12 protein-coding genes are annotated in these 12,081 nt (G+C 58.8%); 5 read left to right on the forward strand and 7 right to left on the reverse strand.

Going from position 1 to position 12,081, the window contains the following annotated elements; all coding sequences use genetic code 11:
- Positions 1 to 17 precede the first annotated feature (17 nt).
- The 3 genes from aroA (at position 18) to rpsA (ending at position 3,967) form a co-directional block, all read left to right on the forward strand.
- Positions 18 to 1,373 carry a 3-phosphoshikimate 1-carboxyvinyltransferase gene (gene aroA / locus ACYQ54_RS17060; RefSeq protein ID WP_460084374.1) on the forward strand — a complete coding sequence of 452 codons (1,356 nt, stop codon included), beginning with the start codon at positions 18 to 20 and terminating at the stop codon, positions 1,371 to 1,373.
- On the forward strand, positions 1,370 to 1,996 hold the full coding sequence (cmk, locus tag ACYQ54_RS17065; protein WP_460084377.1) for a (d)CMP kinase: 627 nt from the start codon (positions 1,370 to 1,372) through the stop codon (positions 1,994 to 1,996). Before aroA ends, cmk begins: the two co-directional genes overlap by 4 nt.
- Positions 1,997 to 2,269: 273 nt before the next feature.
- Positions 2,270 to 3,967: a 30S ribosomal protein S1 gene (gene rpsA, locus ACYQ54_RS17070; RefSeq protein ID WP_460084378.1), complete on the forward strand. Its 1,698-nt coding sequence runs from the start codon at positions 2,270 to 2,272 to the stop codon at positions 3,965 to 3,967.
- Between the two features lie 260 nt (positions 3,968 to 4,227).
- Here the strand turns inward: rpsA and ACYQ54_RS17075 are convergent, their stop codons facing one another.
- The 6 genes from ACYQ54_RS17075 to ACYQ54_RS17100 all read right to left on the reverse strand — a co-directional run bounded on the left by ACYQ54_RS17075 (position 4,228) and on the right by ACYQ54_RS17100 (position 9,388).
- On the reverse strand, positions 4,228 to 4,482 hold the full coding sequence (locus ACYQ54_RS17075) for a hypothetical protein (RefSeq protein WP_460084381.1): 255 nt from the start codon (positions 4,480 to 4,482) through the stop codon (positions 4,228 to 4,230).
- A gap of 96 nt (positions 4,483 to 4,578) precedes the next feature.
- Positions 4,579 to 4,986, reverse strand: a complete 408-nt coding sequence (locus tag ACYQ54_RS17080) for a hypothetical protein (protein WP_460084383.1) — start codon at positions 4,984 to 4,986, stop codon at positions 4,579 to 4,581.
- A gap of 65 nt (positions 4,987 to 5,051) precedes the next feature.
- Complete coding sequence (locus ACYQ54_RS17085; RefSeq protein ID WP_460084385.1) at positions 5,052 to 5,762, reverse strand: hypothetical protein; 711 nt, start codon at positions 5,760 to 5,762, stop codon at positions 5,052 to 5,054.
- A 176-nt stretch (positions 5,763 to 5,938) separates the two neighbouring features.
- Positions 5,939 to 6,604, reverse strand: a complete 666-nt coding sequence (locus tag ACYQ54_RS17090) for a hypothetical protein (protein ID WP_460084388.1) — start codon at positions 6,602 to 6,604, stop codon at positions 5,939 to 5,941.
- Positions 6,605 to 6,801: 197 nt separating this feature from the next.
- Positions 6,802 to 7,161 carry a helix-turn-helix domain-containing protein gene (locus tag ACYQ54_RS17095; protein WP_460084391.1) on the reverse strand — a complete coding sequence of 120 codons (360 nt, stop codon included), beginning with the start codon at positions 7,159 to 7,161 and terminating at the stop codon, positions 6,802 to 6,804.
- Between the two features lie 295 nt (positions 7,162 to 7,456).
- Positions 7,457 to 9,388, reverse strand: coding sequence for an FAD-binding monooxygenase (locus ACYQ54_RS17100; protein ID WP_460084394.1), 1,932 nt, complete (start codon positions 9,386 to 9,388; stop codon positions 7,457 to 7,459).
- Positions 9,389 to 9,659: 271 nt separating this feature from the next.
- Between ACYQ54_RS17100 and ACYQ54_RS17105 the strand changes: the two genes are divergently transcribed.
- A complete protein-coding gene (locus ACYQ54_RS17105) occupies positions 9,660 to 10,139 on the forward strand; it encodes a MarR family winged helix-turn-helix transcriptional regulator (RefSeq protein ID WP_460084397.1) in 480 nt (159 codons plus the stop codon).
- 54 nt (positions 10,140 to 10,193) lie between these two features.
- Here ACYQ54_RS17105 and ACYQ54_RS17110 read toward each other — a convergent pair whose 3' ends face one another.
- Entirely contained in the window at positions 10,194 to 10,712 is a 519-nt protein-coding gene (locus tag ACYQ54_RS17110; protein ID WP_460084400.1) for a nucleoside deaminase, read from the reverse strand.
- A gap of 373 nt (positions 10,713 to 11,085) precedes the next feature.
- Here ACYQ54_RS17110 and ACYQ54_RS17115 point away from each other — a divergent pair, with 373 nt between their 5' ends.
- Positions 11,086 to 12,078, forward strand: a complete 993-nt coding sequence (locus ACYQ54_RS17115) for an ABC transporter substrate-binding protein (RefSeq protein WP_460084859.1) — start codon at positions 11,086 to 11,088, stop codon at positions 12,076 to 12,078.
- Positions 12,079 to 12,081: the final 3 nt, after the last annotated feature.

Below are 12,081 nucleotides of genomic sequence, written 5' to 3' on the forward strand. Positions count from 1 at the left end.
ATTTGCGGACATTGAAAATGTCACACGATTCTGCGCCCAAGCCACTGACTTCCAGCCTGGGCAGCCCCTTGACCGGCACAATCCGCGTGCCGGGCGACAAGTCCATTTCCCACAGATCCCTGATGTTTGGTGCGCTCGCAGTCGGCCGCACCACCGTCAAGGGCCTGCTTGAATCGGAAGACGTGCTGGCCACCGCCGATGCCATGCGCGCCGTCGGCGCAACCATCACCAAGCTCGAAGACGGCAGTTACACCGTCGACGGCATTGGCCTCGGCAGCCTGCTCGAACCGGAAAACGTCATCGATTTCGGCAATGCCGGCACCGGTGTGCGTCTGACCATGGGCATTTTCGGCAGCCACAACATCGCCGCCACCTTTGTCGGCGACGCGTCCTTGTCGAAGCGGCCGATGGGCCGCGTGCTCAATCCGCTGCGCGACATGGGCACCAATGTGATTGCTCGCGACGGCGACCGCCTGCCGGCGTCCATCCGCGGACCGGAACAGGCTCTTGCGATCACCTATCGGGTGCCGATGCCGTCGGCACAGGTCAAGTCGGCAGTCCTGCTGGCCGGTCTCAACGCTGCGGGCGAAACCACCGTCATCGAGCCGATCCCGACCCGCGATCACACGGAAAAAATGCTGAAAGGCTTCGGCGCCGACATTTCTGTGACCCTGAACGAGGCCGGCGAACGCGTGATCAAGCTGCAGGGTCAGCCGGAGCTGAAACCGCAGGATATCGATGTACCGGGCGATCCGTCTTCTGCCGGCTTCCCGCTGGTGGCGGCGCTGATCGTGCCGGGATCCGACATCGTCATCGAAAACGTTCTGTTGAACGAGCACCGCACCGGCCTGATCACCACCCTGATCGAGATGGGCGGCGATATTTCGATCGTCAATCGCCGCGAGACAGGCGGCGAGGAAGTGGGCGATTTGCACGTCAAGGCCAGCAAGCTGAAAGGCATTACCGTGCCGGCCGACCGCGCACCGTCGATGATCGACGAGTATCCGGTGCTGGCCGTTGCTGCAGCCTTTGCGGAAGGCGATACCTTCATGCCCGGGCTGGAGGAACTGCGCGTCAAGGAATCCGATCGTCTGGCGGCCGTTGCCCGCGGGCTGGAAGCCAACGGCATTCCGTGCGTGGAGACCGAGGACACGCTGACCGTGACCGGTGGTGCCAGTGCCATCGGCGGCGGCACGGTGGTGACGCACCTCGACCACCGCATCGCCATGTCCTTCCTGGTGCTGGGCATGGCCGCCCACAAGCCGGTGACGGTGGACGACGGCGCCGTGATCGCAACCAGCTTCCCGACGTTCACGAGCCTTTTCGACGGCCTCGGTGCCAATATTTCCGCAAACGCCAGCGAGGCCGCATGATCATCGCAATCGACGGACCGGCCGCGTCCGGCAAGGGCACGCTCTCCCGCCGGCTGGCCGATCATTTCGGACTGCGCCACCTGGACACGGGACTGACCTATCGTGCCGTGGCCGCGTCTCTGCTGGCCAACGGCCTGCCGCTTGGTGACGAGGGTGTTGCCATCGAAATTGCGCATAATCTCGATCTGGCCCAGATGGACAAGTCCGTCCTGTCGGCACATGAAATCGGCGAGGCCGCATCACGCATCGCGGTTCTGGGTGGACTTCGTGAAGAGTTGGTCCAGCTTCAGCGCAGGTTCGCGCAGACACCTCCCGGGGCCGTTCTCGACGGACGCGACATCGGCACGGTGGTGTGCCCAGATGCGACGGTGAAGCTGTTCGTGACCGCCTCTCCCGAGGCACGCGCCAGACGCCGGACCGACGAGATGGTGTCCAAGGGACAGGACGCGCAATACGCCGCCGTTCTGGAAGATCTCAAGCGCCGGGACGAGCGCGATTCCAAGCGAACTGTGGCTCCGATGCGTCAAGCGGACGATGCGGTCTTGCTTGACACGACAGAAATGGATATAGAGACCGCGTTCCAGGCGGCTGTGGATATCATTTCCCGCGCCAGGGATGCCTGATAAGGACAGGGGGTTCACCACTGGTGCGCCCCTGTTTGTGCATCCGGAACGCATGTGGCCTCAGGCCATCGGTTCTTTTATGGAACGACCAGAGAATTTCGGCAGGGCGCCTTTTCCGGCGACCTGTGACGAGACCGGATTTTCCGCCTCTCGCCCCGCCGGCCCGCTTTCGAAAGCGGCAGGATCAGCGGATATCGCGATCCCGGGAGAAGGACAGATCCGGAGTGCAACACCAACCCGCCGGCGGCGCGCCTGAAGGCGCCAGGAGCATATATGTCTGATTACAATCCCTCCATGGAGGATTTCTCCGCTCTTCTCGAAGAGTCCTTCGTTCAGAACGACCTGTATGAAGGTGCCGTCGTAAAGGGCACCGTCGTCGCAATCGAAAAAGACCTGGCTGTCATCGACGTCGGTCTGAAGGTTGAAGGCCGCGTGCCGCTGAAGGAATTCGGCGCAAAAGGCCGTGACGGCGAAATGAAGGTCGGCGACGAAGTCGAGGTTTACCTGGAGCGCGTTGAAAACGCTCTTGGCGAAGCTGTTCTGTCGCGCGAAAAGGCTCGCCGCGAAGAAAGCTGGGTCCGCCTGGAAGTTGCTTTCGAAGCCAACGAAAAGGTCAACGGCCAGATCTTCAACCAGGTCAAGGGTGGTTTCACCGTCGATCTGGATGGCGCTGTTGCCTTCCTGCCGCGTTCGCAGGTCGATATCCGTCCGGTTCGCGACGTGACCCCGCTGATGCACACCCCGCAGCCGTTCCAGATCCTGAAGATGGACAAGCGCCGCGGCAACATCGTCGTGTCCCGCCGTGTCGTTCTGGAAGAAACCCGCGCCGAACAGCGTTCGGAACTGGTCCAGAGCCTGGAAGAAGGTCATACCGTGGAAGGTGTGGTCAAGAACATCACCGATTACGGTGCGTTCGTCGACCTCGGCGGTATCGATGGCCTGCTGCACGTCACCGACATCGCGTGGCGCCGCATCAACCATCCGTCGGAAGTTCTCACCATCGGCCAGACCGTCAAGGTGCAGATCATCCGCGTCAACCAGGAAACGCACCGCATCAGCCTCGGCATGAAGCAGCTTGAAACCGATCCGTGGGATGGCATCGAAGCCAAATACCCGATCGAAGCCAAGTTCACCGGCCGCGTGACCAACATCACCGACTACGGCGCATTCGTCGAACTGGAGCCGGGCATCGAAGGCCTGATCCACGTTTCCGAAATGTCCTGGACCAAGAAGAACGTCCATCCGGGCAAGATCGTTTCCACTTCTCAGGAAGTCGAAGTGATGATCCTGGAAGTCGACCCGGTCAAGCGCCGTATCTCCCTGGGCCTCAAGCAGACCCTGCAGAACCCGTGGGATGCTTTCGCTGAACAGTTCCCGATCGGCACTGAAGTCGAAGGCGAAGTCAAGAACAAGACCGAATTCGGCCTGTTCATCGGCCTCGACGGCGACGTGGACGGCATGGTCCACCTCTCCGACCTCGACTGGAACCGTCCGGGCGAACAGGTCATCGAAGAGTTCAAGAAGGGCGACATGGTCAAGGCCGTCGTTCTGGATGTTGACGTCGACAAGGAGCGTATCTCCCTCGGCATCAAGCAGCTTTCCGGCGATCCGATGGAATCGGGTGCAGCTGGCGAACTGCGCAAGAACTCCGTCGTGACCTGTGAAGTCGTCGAAATCAAGGACGGTGGCCTGGACGTCAAGATCGCAGACAGCGATCTGACCGCCTTCATCCGCCGCGCCGACCTGTCCCGCGACCGCGAGGAACAGCGTCCGGAGCGTTATTCCGTTGGCGACAAGTTCGATGCCCGCATCACCCAGTTCGACAAGAAGACCCGCCGGGTCACCGTGTCGATCAAGGCCCTCGAGATCGCAGAAGAGAAGGAAGCTGTCGCTCAGTACGGCTCTTCCGACAGCGGCGCGTCTCTCGGCGACATCCTGGGCGCGGCTCTGAAGCAGCAGTCCGACGACTAAAATTTCCGCTTCTCTCACGAGAGCTGAAAGCGAAAGGCCCGGCAGCAATGCCGGGCCTTTTGTTTTTGCGCTGTCACAGGCCGATGCGTTCAGCTTGCCGTTGCGGTACCCCCATTTGGGGAATGCGACAATTACGGCCATTTACTCGCTTCCGGTTCTTCAGTGCCCCGGTGCCAAAGCATGTTCGACCGATATGAGCTGCAAAACGTGCAGGAAGACGATCGTGTCATCTGCATTTTCGCCCGGCCAGCCTTCTGCAATCAGGCGACACCGTCACGGACATAGGTGAAGGCGTTGAGGCCGGCCCCAATCGCGACGACCTTTATCTTGCGCTTGACGCCGCCAGGCATCGGATCATCCAGCCGGTAGACTCCGCCCCGTGTGAGCCCGAGACCTGCCGCGGCAGGCACCCAGCCAGCCTGCGCATATTCCTCGAACGCCCCTGTTGCCTGAGGTGCGTCAGTTGTCTGGGACAAGGTTGCCCCGGTTTCATAGGATTTCAAAATATAAGGCATGGCTCTTCTTTCCTCTGCTGTTTCAGGAAAAGCTGCCCCTTGCGCCGAATACCAAAGGGCAATTGACACGTGACCGCGTTGGACATCAGGCGGGCATTACTGACAAGCTGTCAGCCCGCCCGGGTTGTTGATGGCCTGGAAACCGACCTGAAGGATGGTCCCGTCGTCGCGGGCCTGGAAACAATAGTTGTCGTCAGGATCGGGAGCAGCAACCACGCAGGAATTTACGCCTGCTGGCACGACGTAGTTGTTCAGACCATTGATGGCGAAAACGGTCGCCGCTCCGGCAGGATGCGGCACAGGATGCTTGGAAAAGAGGATTGCATTGTGTGGCGGGAATACCTGGATCTGCTGGAAGTTCCGGCAATCGGGCGAGAAGGCCAATTGCGCCTGCGCAGCCTGCGGCACTGCGAGGGCGCAGACAGACAGGACCGCGAGAGCCAGAAGAGACCGATCCCTCTTGCCAAAGAGACGCGGCGCACAAGCAGGGGACGCAATAATCATGATGTTTCCTTTCGCTAATTATCTGAAATATCAGGGAATTCCAATTCTCTTTGGTTGATTGGCATCTAGCTCCCTTTTGTTGTGAAGGTTCCGTCTGCGTTGTAGGCAACGTTGAAGACGGAATAGCCTTGCGAGAAATCGCATCTGGCCGATTGAGACGTGTCGTATGTGATGATTTCGCCGACTGCGTGGGAGCCGACCTTCACGAAATAGATCGGCAGCGGAGCGCACCCGAGCTGGCTGTTGGGCTGCGGAGCAACGAAACTCGACAGTGTGATGCCACCGTTCTGGTTGATTGCCGCACAGCCGCAGAAAAGATCCGGCGTTGGTGCCGGTGTGAAGGCAGGCACCTGAATACCGAAGTTGCCGGGCAGCGGACCCGACTGATAGGCGGCGGACGAAAGCCCCAGCGGGTTAAGCGAAAGATTGGTGTGGTTGTTGCTTTGGCCGGTCGCAGGCGTCAGGTCGATCGGCTGAACGGCGGAGGTCTGGCTGACCACATTTTGGACGTTCGAAAAAGAAATCAGCACATTGAAATTCGCCATGCCTGACTGGGTGTTCGTGCTGACCGCTCCGGCATAGACCTGGGTGTCGAAACCGAAGGTCAGTTGAGAACCGGACGTTGCGTGAGGCGCCAGTGCTCCGGTTGCCAGACTGCTCGACTGAACCGTCAGGTTCGCACCGGAATTGGTGAAACCGGCCTGTTGCTGAAACGCATAGAAACTGACTGTCGTGTTCGACAGGTTCTGGATGATGATCTGATACTGGGAGGCCATGGCTCGGAGCCTTCAATTGTTCCGGCCGGTCGCCCGTCTCCCCCACGGTACAGACAGCCTGAACCCGTGGTGGCAACCGCATATGGAAAATCTCGTGGGAGGCGAAATCGCAATGCGAGCAGGCCGGATGGTGGAAGACCTGCTCACAAGCTGTCGGTTCCTGAAACCGCCCGATGCTATTTGACGATGGACGTCGCCCAGGTACCGTCGGCATTCAGCGACACATCGATGATCGAATGCCCCCCGGTAAAGTCACAAACGGCCGCGTCCACGCTCGACGCGGTGAAATTCATGACGGTGCCAGGCGTGTAGTCCCCGGTCTGGACGTAGTATTTCAGGATCGGCTGGCAGTCCGTGTTGTTGTTCGGGTTGGCAACAACGAAGTTGGACAGCGTGATGCCTCCGTTGACTTCCACGGCAGAGCCGACGTTGTAGATCGCCGGTGGCGAGTAGGTCGGCGTGGTGATGCGGAAGGCGCCGGGCTGCACGCCGGTACCGGCGGTTGGCTGGCTCAGTCCGAGCGGGCTTACGGAAGCCGTCGTCCAATCGTTTGCACTGCCGGAGGCCGGTGCGAGATCGATTGCCCTGCTGGCAGAGGAATAACCGGATGACTGGCCGACCTGAGGCGTGCTGTGCGCTTCCTGAATGCCGGCATAAAACTGCATGTTGACCTGGAACGTCAAAATCGACCCGGTCTGGGCATAGTTGCCGAGGCTCTGGGAATACAGGCTGTTGCTGTAAACCTGCCCACCCCCGGTATAGATCGCCGGTTGCTGGAAAAAATAAAAACCCTGCGTGGCATTTTCCAAGTTCTTTACATTGATTGTCAAAAGCGTAGACATGTTTTCAGTCTCCATCATTTATATTTAAAAAGGGCCGCGAATGCCAGCAAAGTTCAGAATTAATTTCTGAAAAATCTTGGAGCATTTGCCTTGCCCTCGCAGATTATCATCCGCGAATTTCAAAAATTTGCTATCTTTAGTTGTTTACCTGCAGTTCATGCAATCTGGAAATATTTACCGTTGGTTGTTTTTCAAAACTATTCACGCCCCAGCCGTTCCGGCACTTCAGACAAAAGTCCGAGAAGCAATTTCACGATCCGTGCCGGACGGGCACGCAGCTTTTCGACGAGCTCAAGCTCTTGCCTGCTCATGCTACTCGGTAACAGCCAATCAGGGCCATTTCGGCCAAGGAGAAGCCAATCCAATGAAATATCTAGGGAATTTGCCAGATTACACGCGTTATCTATCGACATTGCGTGTCCCTGCTTCCATTTTGTGATGGCTGCTGGCGAAATATTCAGCTCGGCTGCCAGCGCCATGGCCTTTCGGTGACCCCGGCTGCGCATTGCCTGCGTCAACCGGTCTCCCCGCTCCTTGTCGATGTCTCGTGAGCCCATTCAACGCCTCCCCAAAAAGAGGAGTAGAGCCTGAATTCCCTCAATAAGTGATTTTCACTCTAAAATACTTCTATAAGTTGTATTTCTGATAGCATTTTTTACAGAGACGTTTTTCTTGGCTTAATTCCGTAGAGTTAGATTAATAAAAACCAACAGCAGGCTCACGTTTCTGCCACCGGCGCCCGCCCGAGCCCGCCATCAAACGCTGCCACTTCGTCCGGGCGGTATATCGCTCCGCCAGAAACAGCATCCAGACATCCTTGAGCCGTGTCCAAATCGGCGGGAAGCGCCAGTATCAGCGCCTCCGTTTGAGAATGCGCTGAAAGTAGCAGGACAGTGCTTCATAGGCAGTCAGTGGCAACACCTCGGCGACATACTGATCCGGCCGGACGATCACGACACAGCCGCTCCGCCGATCGATGCCGCGCATGTCGAAAATGTCGCCGCCACTTTTAAGGTCCGGGCAGAACATCTTTTCATAGTCCTTCAACCCGTAGCGCCCTTTTGCCGGCAACAGCATGGACCGCATGGTCTCAAGGGCAAGTTCGCGGTGGTTCTGCTGGAAGACCGCGCGCAGATCGATAACCGTGTCGATGTCCTCACATTCTGCCGTGTGCCGTAGCACCGGCGAAGACGGATCACCCTGCAAAAAATCACACAGACGGCGGATGGCCGACGTTTCTTCAACCGGGTCGCCTGCATCGGCAAATGCAAAAATCCGCCAGCGGCCGTCGGCTTTCACGGTATGACCCAATTGCAACGGCTTGGCATCGGCAAGACGGACGACGGGTGCGGAATGAAACCGCATCCCGATCTGAAATCCCTCTGCCAGATGCTGGTGCGTACCGGTGCCCGTCAGGAGCGACGGCTGGTAGCGCACGGCAGTTCCCGCTGTGTATCGGCCATGCTGCACGAAGTATTTCTGAACTTCAGCCGGGTCGACGCCATCGGGATTGCTGTCGGATTTTACCGGTGCACTGACGAGCTTTGCCCATTCCCTGTCAAAATCGATCAGGTTCTGCGCAATCGCCTGGCGTTCGGCCGAGTAGCTGGCAAGCAGCTCCGGTTCGCTCAATCCTTTGAGCACATGCGCAAGTTTCCAGCCGAGATTGAACGTATCCTGCATGGACACATTCATGCCTTGCCCGGCTTTCGGGCTGTGAGTGTGGCAGGCATCACCCGCGATGAAGACGTAAGGCAGACGGGTCGGCATGCCTTCCAGCGGAACATCATCGAACTTGTCGCAAAGCCGCTGGCCGATCTCGTAGACCGACCACCAGGCAACCTCCTTCACGTCGAGTGAATAGGGATGAAGAATGCGACCGGCGGCGGCAATCAGATGGTCCACGGTGATGTTCCGGTTCGCAACGCGCTCATCCGGCCGCAACTTGTCGAGTTCCACATAGATGCGGACCAGATAACCGCCTTCGCGCGGAATGATCAGGATGCTGCCTTCACCGGCCGACTGCACCAACGCCTTGAAGCGGATGTCTGGAAAGTCCGTGACCGCCAGGACATCCATCACACCCCAAGCCTGATTGGCACTGTCGCCCTTCAAGTCGCGACCGAGCGCCTTGCGCACCGTACTGCGGGCACCATCGCAACCCACAACGTATTTCGCCCGCACCGTTTCGGTTTCGCCTTCGTGACCGGTATCTATACGTTCCAGATGGACCGTCACCGGCCGCTCCTGCCCACCATCATTTGCCACTTCCAGATCGACCAGCCGACGGGAATAATTGGGCTCCAGCCGATTGGGAGAATTGCGCATGATCTCCAGATAAAAATCATGCACCCGCGCCTGATTGAGAATGACATGCGGAAACTCGGACAGTCCGTCCTCGACATCCTGAACCCGGCCGCTACGAGCGATGGTGTCTGGCGATCTGGGATCCGGTTTCCAGAAAATCGTCTCGTTGACCCAGCAAGCTTCCTTTTCAAGCCGCTCGGCAAAGCCGAAGGCCTCGAACATTTCCATTGTCCGGCAGGCGACGCCATCCGCCTGGCCGAGTTGCAGCGGGCCGGCTTTCTGTTCCACGATCCGGGTCCGGATATCCGGGAAAGCTGCCAGTTGAGCGGCGAGGGTCAGCCCCGCAGGGCCGCAGCCAACGATCAGGACATCAACCTCTACCGGCAGGCTGTCGGTATTGGCGAGGGCAGAGGTGTCCGGATTCTGCTGATGAATGACCGGATCGCCGGTCTTGAATCCGTCGAGATGAAATTGCATGAAACCGTCTCCTCCGCCGCAACTGCCTGTCCGGCTATCGCTACCCGCCCGCCGATCAGCCCTGGCTCGGGTCTTTTGGGGCCATGCAAAAGCGTCCGCGTTCAGGCTCGACCTTCATTGCCGCACATGCGGGTCTTTCGCATTTGACAATCCCGCCGCGATGCCCAAACAAACATCGACAACCGATTAATTAGAAAGCATACTGATAATCAGTATGCTGTCAAATATAATCAGCATACTTCCTTTTTTGCTCGACCACCTGGAGACTGCAATGCACGACCTTGAACAGATGCCAGGACACCTGATCCGCCGCCTGCAGCAGATCGCAGTGGCGGTCTTTCACGCGGAGGTGGAAGCTGTCGGGTTCGACATGACGCCGGTGCAATTTGCGGCGCTGGTGCGGGTGTCTGAAAATCCGGGCATCGACCAGATTACGCTGGCGGGGCTGATTGCCTATGACCGGACCACGATTGCCGGTGTGGTCGACCGGTTGATTCAAAAAGGGTTCCTGTCACGCGCCGTGAGCGAAAAGGACAGGAGAGCAAAGGTTCTGCACATGACCGATACGGGCACCGAGGCGCTGGCCAGGCTCGGTCCCGCAGTGGACAAGGCACAGGAAGTGATGCTGAGCGGGCTTGACCGGCAGGAGGCCGAAGACTTCATGCGGCTGCTGCACAAGGCAACAGAAGCAGTCAATGGCCTCAGCCGTGCACCTCTGCGCACCGCGTCAAAAGCCGCTGAAAAGACTTGAGCGGCCTGTAACCCTCCTCTGACGAGCCAGCAACAGGCCAGAGAACGTTAGGCCTTATTTCTCCGCCCAGAAATCCGCCTGCAAGCTCGCAGCCTCCTCTTCCAGAAGCGGGCCGACAACCTCCACCTGACGCTGCCCTGCGGCAAAAACCGTCCTGCAAGGCAGATCAAGCGTCGGGTTTTCCTCGTGGTCGCCGGTCTGTTCCTTGAGAGACTTTTCCGTCTGGCCAAAGACAACCCTGCCGATGCCCGCCCAGTAGACAGCACCCGAGCACATGGCACACGGCTCCGCCGACGTGTACATGGTGCAACCAGCGAGAAAGTCCGGCCGCCAGCGCTTGCTTGCCCGAGTTGCCAGAAGCCGTTCGGCATGGGCCGTCATGTCCTGCCCTTCGGCGGAAAAGCCGTTGCCCTGCTCCATCAGAACCTCACCGTCAGGCCCTGCCAGCAGGCACCCGAAGGGATGATCGCCCGTTTCGCGTGCCTGGCGCGCGACTTCAAATGCCCTGCGCAACAGCGCAATATCTTTGTCTTTCTGAGTAACGGTCACGCATGGCTCCTTGAAATTCTTCATGCTGAAGGGAGCACGTTCCTCTTCGCCCTGCAATACCTTGCAACACGCCAGTCACATTGAACAGCAATCAATCAAAAGACTGACAATATAAAAGGCATCTGCTGAAATATTGATCTTGTTGCCGCAATTCTCACGGTTTCATCTTGGCGCTTTCTTGACAAAAATCGCGCACCGGTTTCCCGTAGAGATCGAGTAGAAGCGGTGGAGCCCAGTGGCTCCGACATTGCTCATCTTTCAGATGATCGACGATGCACCGGCACAATGCGCCGGCATCCAAGACCAGGAGATGACAATGCCGGCCAAAGACAACAAAACGCTCCCGCCACTCGTAAACCTTCCAGAGAGAGTACAGCGAAAGGGTGTGCCGATGCGCATGTTTGACGGTAAGTCGTTGGTTGTTGCCATGGCGGCAATCGTTGGGTCGTTTCCGGCGGCTGCGGCCGAACTCGTGACCTATCAGCTCGACTGGTTGCCCGGCGGTGACAAGGCTCCGATCTACGTCTGCATTCAGGAAGGCTTCTGTGAAGAAGCCGGGCTTGAAATCAAGATCGAACCGGGGCGCGGCTCGTCCGAAGCCATCACCAAGATCGCCACAGGCGCATCGGACATCGGATCCGCCGGCATGGGTGCCCTGATGGCAGCCAAGGCGACCGAAGGTGTGCCGGTGACCGCGGTCATGAGCATCTTCAACATGGGGCCGCACGCCTTCTATACGACCAAGGACAGCGGCATCACCTCGATCAAGGATGTAAAGGGCAAGAAGATTGCGACCTCGCCCTTCACTTCCTCCAACGTGTTCCTGCCGCTTGTTCTGGCCGACAACGGACTGTCGGAGGAGGATATCACCCTGACCAAATCCGATCCCGGAGCACTGGGGCCCTTGTTGATGACCGGCCAGTCGGACGCGATCATCGCCTGGCTGACCGACGTCTCGCGCTATTCCGGACAGGCTGCGGATGCCGGCAAGGAACTGGTCGTGTTTCCGTGGGCCGATGCAGGCCTTGAGCTTTACTCCGCATCGCTTGTTGCCAACGACACATTCCTTGAGGAGCGCCCGGACGTCGCCAAGCGCTTCGTGGCAGCATTCAAGAAGTCTCTCGAATTTGCCTACGCCAATCCGGACAAGGCGGCAGCGGCCGTGTCCGCACAGGTGCCGGAGCTTTCGGCGGAAGACGTCAAGGGATCCTGGCTGGATGCGTCCAAGCTCGCCTTCAACGAGGTCACGGAGAAGTTTCCACTCGGCACCATCGATGCCGACCGGCTGGCGGCGACATGGACGCGCGTTGCCGCAGCGCAGGATCTGGACCCGGCATCCCTAAAACCGGAAGACGCCGTCAACCGCTCGTTCCTGCCGGCAGCGGAGTAACCT

This window comes from Roseibium sp. LAB1, from assembly GCF_054658235.1.